This is a genomic window from Janthinobacterium sp. PSPC3-1, assembly GCF_049896105.1.
Taxonomy (GTDB): domain Bacteria; phylum Pseudomonadota; class Gammaproteobacteria; order Burkholderiales; family Burkholderiaceae_D; genus Janthinobacterium.
Genome location: NZ_JAFCTQ010000009.1, coordinates 64,446 through 80,186, shown reverse-complemented (window position 1 = coordinate 80,186; position 15,741 = coordinate 64,446). Strand labels below are relative to the sequence as shown.

The following is a 15,741-nucleotide window of genomic DNA, read 5'->3' as shown; positions in this document are numbered from 1 at the left end:
CCGGCCGCTCCCGCATGTCAAAGCGCCAGCACCAGCTTTTTTCCCGCCGCGCGCGAACAGCAAGCCATCATCTTCACGCTGGCCTCCCGTTCGGCGCGCGTCAGGACCACATCGCGGTGGTCGACCTGGCCTGCCAGCACCTGCACTTCGCACGAGCCGCACAGCCCCTCTTCGCAGTCGCTGCGGACCTCGACGCCGGCCGCCCGCAGCGCCGCCAGCACGGTCTGGTCGGCCCTGACGCCGACGACCCTGCCCGAGTCGCGCAGTTCCAGCTCGAAGGCATGCTCCTTCGCCGGATCGAGCACCGTCGCGGTCGCAATAAAATGCTCGGTTCTCAAGGCATCGCCGGGCCAGGCCGCGCAGCAGTCCTGCAGCGCCCGCAGCATGCCCACCGGACCGCAGGCATAGATCTGCGTGCCCGGCTCGGGGTTGGCCAGCAATGCCGGCAGGTCGTTGCGCCGCCCTTCGTCGCCGGCATGCACGTGCAGCCGCTCGCCATGCAGCTGCGCCAGTTCAGCCAGAAAGGCCATGGTCTTGCGGCTGCGGCCGCTGTAATGCAGCTCGTATGCCATGCCGAGCGCCCGCGCCCTGCGCGCCATTGCGCCGATCGGCGTGATGCCGATGCCGCCGGCGATAAAGATCGCCCTGGGCGCCGATTCGTCCATCCGGAAGTGATTGCGCGGACCGCGGATATGGACCATATCGCCGGCGCGCAAATGGGCGTGGATCCAGGCCGAGCCGCCGCGCCCTTCCGGCTCGCACAGGACCGTGATCTCGAGGGCCGAGGCATCGTCCGGGTCGCCGCACAGGGAATACTGGCGTATCAATGCCGGCGCGCCGCACTCGATATCGATATGCGCGCCCGGTGTCCAGCGCGGCAGCGCGGCGCCATCGAGCGCGGTAAAACGCAGCTTGACGACGCCTTCGGCAACCGGGGTCACGCTGGCCACCCGCACCGGGCGCGTGATCGCGTGGCGCGCAGGCTCGCCAATACGCACCGGCACCCGCGCGTCGAGCAGGGCCCGGTTCGCGCGTTCCGGATTGCGCGCCGGATCCCATTGCACAAGCAAATGCTCCGGCCCGCGGAACGAGGTATTCGGTACATAGGAAAACGTCTGCTCGCTCAGCGTCATGTGCGGCAGGCGGCGGGTGAACTCCTCGAGGAAGATCTGCATCTCCATGCGCGCCAGGTTCTTGCCCATGCATTGATGCGAGCCGTAGCCGAATGTCAGGTGTTCGCCGGCGTTGTCGCGCCGGATATCGAACAGGTCGGCGTCCGGGAAGTGGCGCTCGTCGTGGTTGGCCGACGAGGTGACGATCAACAGCCTGGCGCCGGCCGGGATGTCGACGCCCTCGATGGTCACATCCCGGGTGGCCAGGCGCCGCCAGGCGGCCACCGAGCCGTTGTGCCGCAAGCACTCGTCGACCGCGTTCGGGATCAGGCCTGGGTCGTCGCAGATCTCGCGCCATGCGCGCGGATGCTGCAGCAGCAGCTTCAAGGCATTGGCGGTCCCATTGGCGGTGGTCTCGTGCGCCGCCACGATGCCGGCCATCATCATCGAGTGCAGGTAGGAGTCGGTCACCACGTCCGGATACTCGGCCTGCTTGCGGATGCCATATTTCATCCAGCCGGGGCCGGAAGGGTCGAGGCGCATCTTGTCGAGCACCTTGCCGGCGAACTGCCAGAACTTGCCTACCGCGTGCGCCACCGCCACCTGCTCGTCCGGCCTGGGGCGGCCCCAGGTGTTGACGGTATGGGCGATCGAATACTCGCGCAGGGTATCCATGTCCTCTTCGGGCACGCCGAGGAAATGCAGCGCGACGGTGAGCGGCACTTCCCACAGCATCTGGTCGACCAGGTCCGCCTTGCCGTCGTCGATGAAACGGTCTACATACTCGCGCGCGAGCTTGCGCACCACCGGTTCATGCTGCGTCAGTTCGCCGGGAGTGAACGGATCCATCAGCACGCGGCGGCGCGCCATGTGGGTCGGCTCGTCCTCGTTGACGAGGGTGCGGCCCATGCCATAGCTGTAGGAGGCCAGCACCGCGTTCGCCTCGTCGCCGGTCGGCGTGATTTTCTCCAGCGCGATCGACGGACTGAAGGCGATATTGTCGCGAAAGATGGCCTTGATGCTGTCGTAGCGGGTGACCACCCAGTAGCCCATGGCCGGATTGTAGAACACCGGTTCCTGCTCGCGCGCCCAGCGCACGTACTCGGGCGGATCCTGCTGGTAACCGTCCGAGAAAGGATCGAAGTTCGCCGCCCGGGGGCTGACCGGGCAGCCGGTGGGGGTTTGCCCGGCGGCGCCCCGGCCGTGTCCGAAAGGACAGGCCGCCGCATTGGTGGTGAGGCTAGCGTTGTTCAAGATGGATCTCCTTGTCGTTTGAATTACTCCTTAATGCGTAATCGTACTACGCTATTCGTAATATTGACATGGCTTTTTTTGCTGCGCCGCACCAGCGGGCATGGTCCATCCGGCGGCGTGGATCGGGCATAATGCGTTTTTATGACTGAGGTCCACGGCACCAATATGAACAACGACAATCCCTTGTCCGAGACGCCGGAGCGGCGGCAGCGGGTGCAATCGGCCGAGATGGGCATGAGTGTGCTGAAGGCGCTGGCGCGCCTCGACGGCATGGCCAGCCTGACGGCGATTGCGGCCGAAGTCGGTGAAAGCACGGCCAAGGTCCACCGCTACATGTCCAGCCTGAGCCAGGAAGGCCTGGTCGCCCAGGACCCTGCCACCCAGCGCTATTACCTGGCCAGGGAGGCGATCCAGATCGGACTGGCGGCATTGCGCCAATGCCATCCCATCAGGCTGGGCGAAGGGTCTTTGCTGCGGCTCAGGGAAACCCTGCAGGTGACGTGCTTCCTGGCGGTGATGGGCAACAAGGGGCCGACCATCCTGCGCTTCGAAGAGCCGGGCTTGCCGGTCACGATCAACGTCAGGGAGGGGTCGGTGCTGCCGGTGCTGTGGTCGGCCACCGGCCAGGTATTCCTCGGCTACCTGGACGATGCGCGCATGCGCCGGCAGGCCGAAGCCGAACTGGCGCAGGCAACGCCGGAACAGCGTGCCTCGCTGCGCGACAGCGATCCCATCGCCCACCTTCAGGAGACGGTGCGGGCCGAGGGCAGTGCGGGCATCACCGATACCCTGCTGCGGGGAATCAGCGCCGTGTCCGCCCCCATCTTCGACCACGCGGGGCGCGTCTGCGCGGTGCTGACGGCGCTCAATCCGGCCAGCATGTTCGATATCCGTCCGGGCGGCAAGGCCCGGCTGGCGGTCGTCGGGGAAGCGCGCGGCATCAGCGCCGCGATGGGTTTCAACGGGCCGGCCGGCAGCCCTTGAAGCACCCTGCGCTTACGTCGCGCAGAGCGGGCGCTGCTCGCGCAGCAGCGCAGTGAAGGCCTCGACCGCCAGCGGCCGGCTGAAATAGTAGCCCTGCATTTCATCGCAGCCGTGCTGCGTCAGGAAGTCGACCTGCTCGCGCGTTTCCACGCCTTCGGCGATCACCCGCATGTGCAGGTTGTGCGCCAGCGAGATCACCGACAGCGCGATCGCCGCGTCGCTGCTGCTGGTGGTGACGTCGTCGACAAACGATTTGTCGATCTTCAGCACGTCGATCGGAAAACGCTTCAGGTAGCCCAGGCTGGAATAACCGGTGCCGAAGTCGTCGAGCGAGATGCTCACGCCGATGTCCTTCAGGCAGCTCAAGGCGGCGACCGCCTTGTCCGGGTCGCCCATCACCGTGCTTTCGGTGATCTCGATGCCCAGGCAGCCTGGTTCCAGCCCGTATTTGCGCAAGGTCGCTTCGACGAAAGGCACGGTGCGGTCCTGTGCGAACTGCTTGCCCGACAGGTTGACGGCCACCTTGATGCTGCCCAGGCCCGCCCCCTGCCAGGCGCGGATCTGCGCGCAGACGCTGTCGAGCACCCACTCGCCGATCGCCGTGATCAGGCCATATTCCTCGGCCAGCGCGATGAACAGGTTGGGCGGCACCTTGCCCAGCACCGGATTGTCCCAGCGCAGCAGCGCCTCGGCGCCCAGCATGGCACCGGTGCGCAAGCACATCTGCGGCTGGTAATGCACCTCGAATTCATCGCGCGCGATGGCGCCGCGCAGCTGCTGCTGCATCGCCAGGCGGGCGCGGATATCGTTGCCCATGCGCTCGGTGAAAAACGCATAGTGGTCGCGCCCCATTTCCTTGGCGCGCACCAGGGCCGTGTCGGCATGGCGCAGCAGGTCGTCGAGCGTGTCGCCGTCGGCGGGGCACATGGCGATGCCGATGCTGGTGGTCAGCGCCAGGCGGTCGCCGCCCACGCTCAGTTCCTCGCGCAGGCCGGCCAGGATGGTTTGCGCCAGCGCCATGGTGCGGCCCAGCAGTGCGTCGTCCTGCAGCAGGATCTGGAATTCGTCGCCGCCCTGGCGCGCCACCGTGTCGCCTTCGCGCACGCAGCCCGTCAGGAAGCGCGCCACCACCTGCAGCGCCTTGTCGCCGACGGCCTGGCCGTGCGAGTCGTTGATGTTCTTGAAGCGGTCCAGGTCCAGGCACATCAGCACCATCTGCTGGCCGTCGCGGATGGCGGCCAGGCGCTGCTGCTCGAAGCGCTCGCGCAGCAGCGCGCGGTTGGGCAGGCCCGTCAGCGCGTCGTGCCAGGACAGGAAATCGATCAGGTGCTGCTCGGCCTTGCGCTCGCTGATATCGAGGAACACGCCGATGTAATTGATGACGGCGCCGTCCGGGCCATGCACGGTGGTCGCGCTCAGGTGGCTGGGATAGGTGTCGCCGCTCTTGCGCCGCGTCTGCACCTCGCCCGACCAGCAACCGCTGCCGCGCAGGCCCTGGCGCAGCGCCGCGCAGGCCGCCTCGCCCACTTCGCCGGCGTGCAGACGCATGATGTCCATGCCGCGCACCTCCTGCGCCGCATAGCCGGTAATGCGCGTAAACGCCGGGTTGGAGGTGACGATGATGCCGCGCGGATCGGTGATCAGGATAGCGTCCTGGGTCGCCTCGAACACCTGGCCGGACAAGCGCAGCAGGTCTTCGTTGGCGCGCCGTATCTGCACTTCGCGCGCCAGCGTGCTGGCCACCTGTTCGAGTTCGGCCGTGCGTTCGGTGACGCGCCGCTCCAGCGTGATCCGCTCCTGCGCCAGCTGCAGCTGCGCGCGGCGCAGGCGCACATGGGCGTCGGTGCGGGCCAGTATTTCTTCGGCCTGGAACGGCTTGGCGATGAAATCGACCGCGCCCAGCGCAAAGCCGCGCACCTTGTCGTCGGTGTCGTGCTGGGCGGAGAGGAAAATCACCGGCACCTGGCACAGTTCGGGCGAGGCCTTCAGGCGGCGGCAGACCTCGAAGCCGTCGAGGCCGGGCATGCGCACATCGAGCAGGATCAGGTCGGGCGGACGCGCCTGCGCCGTCCACAGGGCCAGTTCGCCATTCGGCGCCTGGCGCACGGCATAGCCGGCGCCGCCGAGCAGATCGCTCAACAGCTTGAGCGACGCCGGGGTATCCTCGACGATCAGTACTTCGCCCTTCGTATTGACTTCCGGAAAATCGCGATGCATGTAGCAGTTCTCTCAGCTCTGGATGAGGCGCAGCGATGGCCGCCGCGCTGGACAAGACTCGTTTTGCAGTGAACTACGTTCCATCATCATAATCTTCATTGCAAATTAGCACCACTCCACAGCTGGGTTTTTACGCATTTTTTTATCCGGACCGATGTTGTCAGTCCACAATCATGCCGGCAACTGCTCGGCACCCTGTTCCAGCAGCGCGCACAGCTGGCGGTACTGGTGCTGCTCCAGCATCGCTTGCAGCGGCGCGACCAGCGCTTGCGCGCCCTGCGGCAAGGCTTGCAGCAGCAGCCCCACGCGCGTCAGGTTCAGTTCGCGCAGCGCCGCCAGCAACGCCGCGCGCTCGTCGGCACTCAGCGCGGCCAGGTCCTGCGCGCGCAAGGTGCGCGCAGGCGCAGGTAGCACCGATGCATCCACCGGCACGGCCGGCAAGGCGGCCGCCAGCAGCGGCAAGCGGGCAGCCCGCGCCGGAATCGCGAAACGGAAGGTCGCGCCCTGCCCCGGCGTCGACTCCACCGTCAGCGCGCCTTGCATCAGGCCGACGAATTCGCGCGAAATGGCCAGGCCAAGGCCCGTGCCGTCCTTGGGGCCGTCGCTGTCGGCCTGCACGAAAGGCTCGAAAATGCGCTGCTGGTCCGCCAGGGCGATCCCGGCGCCCGTATCGATGACGGCAAAGTCGAGCTTCCAGTCATCGCCACCCAGGCATGTGCCGCGCGCGCGCAGGGTCACCGTGCCGCGGCCGGCAAACTTGACGGCGTTCGTCATCAGGTTCAGCAGCACCTGGCGCAGGCGCGTGCCGTCGAGGTGCGCCGCCGGCGGCAGGCCGGCGCAATCGAGGCGCAGCGGCAAGCCATGCTGCTCGGCGCGCATCTCGAGCATGTCCATCACTTCCTGCAGCAGCGGCGCCAGCGCCACCACCTCGCACTGCGTCGACAGCTTGCCGGCCTCGCCCTTCGACAATTCGAGGATCTCGTTGATCAGGTTGAGCAAATGCTTGCCCGAGCGGTGGATGATGGCCAGGTTGCGCTTTTCATCGGCCTGCATGTGGACCGAATCGGCCATCAGGCGCGAAAAACCGATCACCGAATTCAAGGGCGTGCGCAGTTCATGGCTCATGTTGGCCAGGAATACGCTCTTGGCCCGGTTGGCCGCCTGCGCCTGGTTGACGGCCACCGACAGCGCGCCGGTGCGCTCGGCCACCAGCTCCTCCAGGTGATGGCGGTGGCGCAGCAGTTCCAGCTCGGCCTCGCGGTGCGCCGTGATGTCATAGTTCGAGCCGACCAGGCGCATCGGCCTGCCGTCGCCGTCGCGAAACAGCACCGCATCGACCTTGATATAGCGGATCGACTGGTCCGGCCACACGATGCGGTATTCATGCGTGAAGGCGTGGCCTTCCTTGAGCGCCGCGCGCAACGCCTGCTTGGTCGGTGCTATATCCTGCGGCAGCAGCGAGGCGCGCCAGATCATGGATGGCGGCAGGCCCGCCGCGGGATCGGCCTTGAACTGCGCATACATCTGGTCGTCCCATTCCAGCTCGCCGCCAGCCACGTTCCAGTCCCAGATGCCGATGCTGGCCGCGCCGGTGGCCATCTGCACCCGCTCCTCGCTGCGCTGCAAGGCGCGGTAGCGGCTGTCGAGCAGCGCCACCATGTCGCGGATCGAGCGGTACAAGGTGCGCAGCTCGCCCAGGAACCAGGTCTTGGGCGGCATGCCGGCCGCCACCGGCTGGCCGGCGCGCACCGCCGCCGCATACTGGCCGATGGCCTTCAAGGGCCGCAGCATCAGCCACCACAGCAGCAGCCAGATGCTGGCCACCAGGATCACGTCGAGCGCGACGATGATGGCGCCGATGGCCAGCGCGCGCTGGCGCAGCTGCGCATGCAGCACCGACGGTTCGGCGTACACGGCGACCGCGCCGATGATCTGGCCGCCCAGGGTCACCATGCGCCGCTCGGCCAGCAGCGACGGATCTTCCGGTTCGAGTTCCAGGCTGTCGATGGCGCCACCCAGGCCGCGGCGCAGGATGATGGTGTCCTTGCCGATCGCCGGCGTGAGCGCGATGGCGTGCAGTTCGCGGTTGCCGAGCATGCTGCGCATGATGGCCTGCATCTGCTTTTCATCGAGATTCCACAGCGGCAGTTCGACCGCCACCGCCAGCTGGTCGGCGCTGACCGACACGGTGCGGTGCAGCTGCTGCCAGCGCTGCGCGCGCTCGGACTGGTAGAACAGCACGGCGAACACCAGCAGCAGCAGGGTGACGACAAAGGTCAGCGCCACGCTGACGGCCAGCACGATGGAGACGCCGCCGAGGCGCCCCGGCTTGCCCTTGACCTGTTCGTCGCTCATGCCTGCCCTTCATCGACATCCTGCGCCAGCCACAGGCACAATTGCCGGTACTGGTGGTGCTCCAGCATGGCGGCCATGCGCGCGGCCAGCTGCGGCAGGCGCGTGGCCAGGCTGGCCAGCACGATGGCGCTGCGCCGCAGGTCGAGCGCGCTGACCGCCTCGAACAGCGCCTGGCGCTCGCCTGGCGCCAGCAGCATCAGTTCGCCATGCGTCAGCGCCGGCAGCTCGCCGGCGCGCGGCGCCACGGCGGGCGCGGCGCACGCCTCCTCGCGCAGGAAACGCAGCCCCAGCTGCTGTTCGAGCATGGCAAACAGATGCTCCTGCTCGATCGGTTTGCGCAAAAAGGCGTCGGCGCCGGCCGCCAGCGCTTCCTGTTTTTCCTCTTCAAAAGCCGATGCCGTCATGATCGCGAGGCGCGGCTGCGCCAGGTTCGCCTGGGCGCGCAGCCACCGCGTCAGCACCAGGCCGTCCATGTCGGGCATGCGCCAGTCACTGAGCACCAGGTCAAAGCGCTGCGCGGCAAGCATCGCCTGCGCCTGCGCGCCGCCGCACGCTTCCTGCAGCACAAAGCCGAGCGGCGCCAGTAGGCCGGAGAGCAGCTTGCGGCAATTGCCATCGTCGTCGACCACCAGCACCGCACGGCCACGCTGTGCCGGCGGCAAGCAGCACACGCGCCCCGGCAGCATCGGCAAGACAGACGTCGCCACCACGATCGGCGCGCTCAGCGAAAAGCTGAATACCGAACCCTCACCCAGGCGCGACTCGACCTGCAACTGGCCCTGCATCAGCCGCACGAATTCGCGTGAAATACTCAGGCCCAGGCCGGTGCCGGCCTGGGCCGCGGCGCTGTCGGCCTGCACAAAGGGTTCGAAAATGCGCTCCAGGTCGGCCTCGGCGATGCCGCTGCCCGTATCGCGCACGGCAAACGCCAGCAGCACCTGGCCCTCGCCGGCAGGCTGGCAATCGAGCGACAAGGTAACGCTGCCCCGTTCGATGAATTTCAGCGCGTTCGACAACAGGTTGAGCAGCACCTGGCGCAGCTTGGCGCCGTCGAGCCGCACCAGCGGCGGCACGTTGCCGCGTTCCACGCACAGGGCGATGCCCTGCTCGCGCGCGCGCATGCGCACCATTTCCAGCACCTCGTCGAGCAGGCCGTTCAAATCCACAGGCCCGGTCTGCAGCTGCATGCGGCCCGCTTCGATCTTCGACAATTCCAGGATATCGTTGATCAGGGTGAGCAAATGGTGGCCGGCGCGGTTGATGATGGCCAGGTTCTGTTTTTCCTCCTCGAACATGCTGCTCGAGTCGGCCATCATCTGCGAAAAGCCGATCACGGAATTCAAGGGCGTGCGCAATTCATGGCTCATGTTGGCCAGGAAAACGCTTTTCGCGCGGTTGGCCGATTGCGCCTCGGTGACGGCCACCGACAGCGCGGCCGTGCGCTGCTGCACCAGGTCTTCCAGCTGGTCGCGGTAGCCCAGCAGCTCCTGCTCGGCGCGCTTGCGTGCGCTGATGTCGACGATGCCGCCACGCACCAGGCGCCGCCCATCCATCGGCAACCGCACCATCCTGACTTCGGCAGGAAACACGCTGCCGTCGGCACGGCGGATATTGCGCTCCACATGGATCGTCTCGCCCAGCATCACCAGGCGCAAATGTTCTTCCACCATCAGCGCCAGCGGCAGCTTGTCGGGCTGCTCGCTGCTGTACAGGTCGAACGGACCGCAGGCCAGCAAGGCTTCGCGCGACATGCCCAGCATCTGCTGCGCGCTGCCGTTCGAATCGACAAAGCGGTCCAGGTCGACGTCGTACACCAGAATCGCCTCGGGCGCATGCTCGACCAGGATGCGGAAACGCTGCTCGCTTTCGCGCGCCTCGCTTTCGGCGCGCCGCAAGCGGCGCTGCTGCAGCAGCAAGGCGCTCAGCAAACACGCCATCATCAGGAACACGCCGCCGACCACCATCACGGCCGAACGGTGCTCCTGCCACACGTTCGGTGGGCGGTTCAGGAACACCGCCTGCGGCGGCAAACGGCCGATATCGGCCTCCCAGCGCTGCAGTTGCCGCCAGTCGTACATCGGCACCGGATGGGCCGCCGGCAACAAGACACCCGGCGCGCCCGGCGCCTTGCCGGCCAGCAGATCAAGCGACAGGCGCGCCACCTGCCGCGCCGCATTTTCAATATCGAGTATCGAGCCGCCCAAGATGCCCTGTCCCAGATTGGCGTTATACAGGCCAAAGGCCGGCACGCTGGCCAGCCGCGCCAGTTGCCCGGCAAACTGCACCGGCGTGGCGATGCTGCCGGCCACATCGCGGTTGACGTTGCCCGTCACCAGCAGCGCATCGGGCGGCAGCCGCGCCACCTCGATGCGCATCTGCGCCAGGGTCAGGTCATCGAGATAGCGCAGCGCCACCTTGCCCTGCCACGCCTGGGCCGCCTGCTGCATGCGGCGCTTGAGGGTCTGGTCGGCTTCGCTGGCGCCGACCGCCATCACGATCTGCCGGGTGTTCGGGAACAGCGCCATCGCCTGCGCCAGGGTGCCTGCGAAATCGACATTGGCCTGCTGCTGCCAGATGGTTGGCGGGGTGCCGTCCGGCAGCGCCTTGCCCGAGGTATTGATCGCCAGCACCGGTGTCGTTTGCGCCAGCGGCGCCAGCTCGGCCAGCAAATAGTCGAACGCCGGCTGCTGCATGGCGACGATCAGGTCGGCCTGGTGCCCCGACCCCGCACTGTATCGCAATAGCAACAATTCGCGCATCTTGGTGCGCAGCACCGGTTCGCTCAAGGTGTTCAGGTTGAGAAATTCCACCACCACGTCTTCGCTGGTCAGGCCGCCGTCCATCATGGCGTTCATGTAGGTGCGCGTATACGATTCGACGCCGGCCCGGCCATAGTCATACGAGCTGAGAAACAGCACGCGCTTGCCGTTCAGGCTGGCGTGGGGGGCGGAAGAGACGGCGGCAGCGGCAGGGACCGCGCACAAGAGCAACAGCAGCAATGCGCGGCAGCGGCGCCGCAACGCCGTCCACCGTTCTTCACCGCCAGGCATCAGCCCACGCGGCGCATTGCCCGCAACGCCCATGTCCATGCCTATCCCGTCCGTCATCACGTGCCGCCTTGCCTGATCGACACTTACAAAAACATGATAACGTCAACAACGCGGGCAAGTCCATTGCTTGAAGAAACATATTTGTATCAGCCAGGTAACTTGCTTCCGCCGCGCGGTCTATACCTGGGCGGCCGCACTGATGCCAAACAATTCCATCTGCAATCCCCTGATACCCGACGGCACATAGATGGTGATCGCCTGCGCCTTGAGCATCGCTTCATGGATAGGACCCTTGTTTTCGATCGAGAAATAATAGGTATGCGGCCGTACCGGCACTTCGGCGGGCACCTGGGCCATATGGCGCAGCGCGGCGCCGGGCAAGGCGCGTGCCAGCAGCACGTCGATCTGCGCGGGCGAGGAAATCTTCAATTGCAGCGGCACCACGGCCACCAGCTCCAGCGCCGGCAACTCGGCATTCACGGCCAGGCACAGTGTGGTCTGCAGGTTGACCTGTGCCGCATCGAGCACGCCATGATAGTGGGTGCTTTTTTGCGGGTCGATTTCCAGCGCGATCGGAAAATAGCGCGACAGCAGCACGGTGTCGACCAGGTCGCGGATGATGAAGTCCAGCTTGCCAAAGCCGGGCGCGGAGTCGTCATGCAGGTAGCGCGGCAGGTCTTTCAACGCGTATTTCATGGAAAACGTCATCAGGCCGCCGGCCAGCGCCGTCAGGTGCCCGAACAGCTGCTCCGGATGGTGGCGGCCGTGGTTGGCGCAATGGCTGAGGGTGGCGATCGCCGTGCTGAGGGTATTGAGCATCCAGAACGACGACATGTCGCCGCCGTGAAACTCCACCGCATGATGACCCGGCTGCCGGTGGCGGCTGTACAGCGAGGCGATTTTCGCACCCAGGCGCTCGATCAGCGCGTCGAGCATCTTTTGCAAGGCCGAGTCCGCATTGATGGCCAGGCACGGCGGCAGCCAGGAGGCATCGATCTCGAAGCCGCCACGGCCGCCGCGGCGCAGGCGCACCAGCGGAATCGCCAGATAGTCGTGCAGCGGTTCGCCATGCCACAGCAGGCGGACGGTTTTTTTCAGGTAGGCCACCGGCATGCTGACGGCTTCGCTGTATAGGTCGGGCGTTTCGATATCGGCCTGCAGGTAGCGCGCGCCCGGGGCCAGATTGCCGCCATGCGCCTTGATGGCCGGCAGCGCCGCGTAGAACGTAAAGCTGTGCTCGTCGGACGGCAGCCGCGACAGGTCGACCGCGGCCGGCAAGGCGTCGCCGAGCGGCGCTTCATAAATCTCGCCGTCCTGGAACACCAGCGACAAGGTGTCGGCGCGCAAGCTGTTGTTGGCCAGCGCATCGGCATTCCAGCTGAGCGCGTGCACGCCCCACAGGTGCGGGCTGATCAGGGACACCAGCCGCTGCAGACGCGCTTCATGATAAAGGTCCAGCTGCTGGAACTGCTGCGGGCCGATGGCCAGGCCTTCCGACCACAATAATTTTGACGGCAATGTCACGCTGCTCTCCTTGCTGATGGTTGAAGGTCGCCCCCGGGCCTCCAGTCTGAAGTTGCCAGCATGAAAGTCATTGAGCTTGCGCAGCAAGTACCGTTGAATTTTGCGCAATCGCAAATTGCCTGTAGGAAAACACTTGGATACTGGCCCTTCCTGACGATACCGGCGCCGCCCAGGCGCATCACAGGCATGGAAACCTTGCTGCCGTATTTCGAACGAGAACTGGTGCTGCTGCGGCGCCATTGCCGGGAATTTGCCGAGCGTTATCCACGCATCGCCGGCAAGCTGCACATGTCGGGCGAGGCCTGCGAAGATCCGCACGTCGAGCATCTGATCGAGTCGGTCGCCTTGCTGGCGGCGCGCATCTCGAAGCGTCTCGATGATGACTATCCACAGTTCACGCACGCCCTGTTCGAGACCCTGTTTCCCCATTATTTGCGGCCGTTTCCGTCCTGCGCGATCGTGCGCCTGGCGCCGCCCGCGCTCGATGGCACGGTGCTGCGCGTGCCGGCCGGCACCCTGATGGATGCGCCCCTGGTGCGCGGCGTGCGCTGCCGTTTCAGCGCCGTCTACGATATCGCGGCCGGCGACGCGACCTTGACGGCCGCCGCCTTCGACACCGGCATCAAGGCCCCGCCCGCCGTGCGCCTGCCTGCGGGCGCCAGCGCGGTGATCAGCATCGCCATCGCGCATCACGGGGCGCCGCCGCCAACGCTACGCCTGTTCATCGATGGCGAGCCGTCGTTTGCCGCCGCCCTGCACAACGCGCTGTTCCTGCATGCGGCCAGCGCCTGGGTCGAAGGCGCCGACGGGCAGTGGCTGGCCTTGCCGGCGCCACCGCTGGCGCCGGCGGGCTTTGCCGAGGTTGACGCCTTGCTGCCGTTTGGCGCGCGTTCGCACAGCGCCTACCGCATCCTGGCCGAGTATTTTGCCTATCCGGAAAAATTCAATTTCGTCGATATCGACCTGGCGGCCCTGCAGGCACGCCTGCCGGCCGGCTGTCGCGGCTATACCCTGCACCTGGTCTTGACGGGCCTGCCGGCCGATGGCGACAGCGCGCGCATGCTGGCCAGCTTGTCAAACGCCAACCTGCTGCCCGGCTGCGGTCCCGTGATCAACCTGTTCCCGCAAGCCGGCGTGCCGGTCACCGTCACGCGGCAGAAAACCGAGTATGCCGTGCTGGCCCACGCCACCCACGCGCATGGCTACGAGGTACTGGGCATCGAATCGGTGCATTTGCTGCGCCAGCGCGGCGCAAACAGCAGCGTGAGCGAAGTACGCCCCCTGTACAGCCTGCGCCATGGCGAATGCGCGGCGCAGCCGGGACCGTACTGGGTCATGCGCGACGACCCGGCAGTGGCGCTCAGCAGCGCCGGCCATGAAAAAACCATCAGCCTGGTCGATGGCGACTTCAATCCCCTGGTCCAGGAAAAGGCCACCCTGTCGTTGATGCTGAGCTGCAGCAACCGCGACCTGCCTTTGGCGCTCAAGCACGGCCAGCCGCAAGGCGACTTGCAACCTTGCGGCGGTGGCACGCCACTGCGGCTGCTGCGCCGGCCCAGCCCGCCGCGCCGCTACGCGCCGGGACAAGGCCTGCACTGGCGCCTGGTGTCGCACCTGGCGCTGAATCATCATGCGTTGACGCAAGAAGGGTTGCCGGCCCTGCGCGAAATGCTGGTGCTGTACGACCTGGCCCAGAGCGCCACCTCGCAACGCCAGATAGGCGGCATCGTGGGGCTGGAACAGCGCCCGGCCACCGCCTGGCTGCGCCACCCGCGCGGCGCGTCGCTGGTGCATGGCCTCGAAGTGCGCCTGACGTTCGACGAAGAGGCGTTTGTCGGCGCCAGCATGCATCTGTTCGTGCGGGTCATCGACCAGTTCCTGGGCCTGTATGTACAGGTCAACAGCTTTGTCGAACTGGTGGTGCTGTCGCTGCAAAGCGGAGAGGAGCTGATCCGATGCAAACCAAGAAACGGCATGCAGTATCTGGTGTGATCGCCCACCTGATGGCCGAGCCCTGGCGCTACCAGTTCATGCAGGCGGTGGGCCTGCTGCTGCGCTGGCTGCGCCAGCAGGGCGTGCCGCCGGCACAGGCGCTGGACGAGGTGCTGCGCTTCCGAAACAGCCTGTCGCTGGGCTTTCCTGCCAGCCAGCTCGAACGCCTGTCGCAGCAGGACGATGGCCGCATCGCCATCACGCCAGCCTTTATCGGTTTGCTCGGCAACAGCGGCGCCCTGCCCCTGCACCATACGCAAGGCATCGCCAACAGCCAGCTCGCCGCCGGCGACGATGGCGCCTCGGCCTTCCTCGATATTTTTTCACACCGCATGGTGACGCTGTTTTACCAGGCGTGCGGCAAATACCGGCTGGAACACCGGCTGGCGACCGAGGCCAGGGATGATCAATTGCCGATGCTGCTGGCGCTGGCCGGCGTCGCCTCGCCCGGCGGCCATGCCCGCGCCGGCAATGGGGCAGCCAATGCGGCGGCCTGGTATGCGGGGCTGTTGCGCAACCGCCCCGCTTCGGCGCATGCGATCGCCAAGGTGCTGGCCGACCATTGCCGCATTCCCATCGTGCTGGAGCAATTTGCCGGCGCCTGGGATTACTTGCCGCAGGACCGCTTGAGCCGGCTCGGCAGCGCCAATTTCGTGCTGGGCCACGGCGCCACCGTCGGCTTGCGCCTGTGGCGGCACGACCGGCGCGTGCGCCTGCATGTGGGGCCGGTGGACGAGTCCGATTTGCAGCGCTTCCTGCCGCACGGCGACGGCGCGCAAGCCCTGGCGCAGATGCTGGCGCTGTTTGGCGCGCCTAGCCTGCAAGTCGAAATACGGCTGGTGCTGAGTGCCGCCTGCATCACGCCGATGGTACTGAACGGCAATCCGGCCAGGCAGCGCCGGCTGGGCTGGAGCACTTTCCTGCCAGGCAGCCAGGGCCAGGTGCGCGGCGCCGAAGTGCGCTATCTCTTGAGGCAAGCGAGGACCATATGAAACACCAGGGACGCGGCGTGATACGCCTGGGCGACAAGACCGACCATGGCGGCAAGGTCAGCAGCGCATCATCTGGCACCAGCGTGATGGGGGTGGCGGCGGCGCTGGCCGGCGACATGACGGTCTGCCCGAAATGCAAGGGCAGCTTTCCTATTCAACCCGACGGCGGCGGCGCCAGACACCAGGGCCGCGCCTATGCCTATGACGGCGACAAGACGGCGTGCGGCGCCAGGCTGATTACTTCTTTATAGCGGAGCGCAG

General features: G+C 66.5%; 9 protein-coding genes. 4 read left to right on the top strand and 5 right to left on the bottom strand.

All coding sequences use genetic code 11. The features are described 5' to 3' along the window. Positions 1–17 precede the first annotated feature (17 nt). Positions 18–2,366, bottom strand: coding sequence for a cytochrome P450/oxidoreductase (locus tag ACP7B7_RS11990; RefSeq protein ID WP_426076815.1), 2,349 nt, complete (start codon positions 2,364–2,366; stop codon positions 18–20). Positions 2,367–2,507: 141 nt separating this feature from the next. Here ACP7B7_RS11990 and ACP7B7_RS11985 point away from each other — a divergent pair, with 141 nt between their 5' ends. Beyond that, positions 2,508–3,350 (top strand): IclR family transcriptional regulator, encoded by an 843-nt coding sequence (locus tag ACP7B7_RS11985; protein ID WP_426076814.1) that lies wholly within the window; start codon positions 2,508–2,510, stop codon positions 3,348–3,350. A 12-nt stretch (positions 3,351–3,362) separates the two neighbouring features. Here the strand turns inward: ACP7B7_RS11985 and ACP7B7_RS11980 are convergent, their stop codons facing one another. The 4 genes from ACP7B7_RS11980 to tssK form a co-directional block, all read right to left on the bottom strand. After that, positions 3,363–5,567 (bottom strand): GGDEF/EAL domain-containing response regulator, encoded by a 2,205-nt coding sequence (locus ACP7B7_RS11980; protein WP_426076813.1) that lies wholly within the window; start codon positions 5,565–5,567, stop codon positions 3,363–3,365. Positions 5,568–5,738: 171 nt separating this feature from the next. After that, positions 5,739–7,922 (bottom strand): sensor histidine kinase, encoded by a 2,184-nt coding sequence (locus ACP7B7_RS11975; protein WP_426076812.1) that lies wholly within the window; start codon positions 7,920–7,922, stop codon positions 5,739–5,741. Next, positions 7,919–11,029, bottom strand: coding sequence for an ATP-binding protein (locus tag ACP7B7_RS11970; RefSeq protein ID WP_426076811.1), 3,111 nt, complete (start codon positions 11,027–11,029; stop codon positions 7,919–7,921). The genes ACP7B7_RS11975 and ACP7B7_RS11970 overlap by 4 nt, the downstream gene beginning before the upstream one ends. Positions 11,030–11,149: 120 nt before the next feature. Then, a complete protein-coding gene (gene tssK, locus ACP7B7_RS11965) occupies positions 11,150–12,496 on the bottom strand; it encodes a type VI secretion system baseplate subunit TssK (protein ID WP_426076810.1) in 1,347 nt (448 codons plus the stop codon). Between the two features lie 186 nt (positions 12,497–12,682). Between tssK and tssF the strand changes: the two genes are divergently transcribed. The 3 genes from tssF to ACP7B7_RS11950 are packed head-to-tail and all read left to right on the top strand — an operon-like array spanning position 12,683 to position 15,731. Beyond that, positions 12,683–14,488: a type VI secretion system baseplate subunit TssF gene (gene tssF / locus ACP7B7_RS11960; RefSeq protein WP_426076809.1), complete on the top strand. Its 1,806-nt coding sequence runs from the start codon at positions 12,683–12,685 to the stop codon at positions 14,486–14,488. Next, positions 14,452–15,480, top strand: coding sequence for a type VI secretion system baseplate subunit TssG (tssG, locus tag ACP7B7_RS11955; protein ID WP_426076808.1), 1,029 nt, complete (start codon positions 14,452–14,454; stop codon positions 15,478–15,480). The genes tssF and tssG overlap by 37 nt, the downstream gene beginning before the upstream one ends. Beyond that, the gene (locus tag ACP7B7_RS11950) at positions 15,477–15,731 is read left to right on the top strand and encodes a PAAR domain-containing protein (RefSeq protein ID WP_426076807.1); all 255 of its coding nucleotides are present in this window, start codon (positions 15,477–15,479) and stop codon (positions 15,729–15,731) included. Before tssG ends, ACP7B7_RS11950 begins: the two co-directional genes overlap by 4 nt. Positions 15,732–15,741: the final 10 nt, after the last annotated feature.

What these genes read in the sequence shown, in the direction of transcription:
- ACP7B7_RS11985 (WP_426076814.1), top strand. Translation starts at nt 2,508, where the DNA reads ATGACTGAGGTCCACGGCACCAATATGAACAACGACAATCCCTTGTCC.
- ACP7B7_RS11980 (WP_426076813.1), bottom strand. Translation starts at nt 5,567, where the DNA reads ATGCATCGCGATTTTCCGGAAGTCAATACGAAGGGCGAAGTACTGATC.
- ACP7B7_RS11975 (WP_426076812.1), bottom strand. Translation starts at nt 7,922, where the DNA reads ATGAGCGACGAACAGGTCAAGGGCAAGCCGGGGCGCCTCGGCGGCGTC.
- ACP7B7_RS11970 (WP_426076811.1), bottom strand. Translation starts at nt 11,029, where the DNA reads ATGACGGACGGGATAGGCATGGACATGGGCGTTGCGGGCAATGCGCCG.
- tssF (WP_426076809.1), top strand. Translation starts at nt 12,683, where the DNA reads ATGGAAACCTTGCTGCCGTATTTCGAACGAGAACTGGTGCTGCTGCGG.
- tssG (WP_426076808.1), top strand. Translation starts at nt 14,452, where the DNA reads ATGCAAACCAAGAAACGGCATGCAGTATCTGGTGTGATCGCCCACCTG.
- ACP7B7_RS11950 (WP_426076807.1), top strand. Translation starts at nt 15,477, where the DNA reads ATGAAACACCAGGGACGCGGCGTGATACGCCTGGGCGACAAGACCGAC.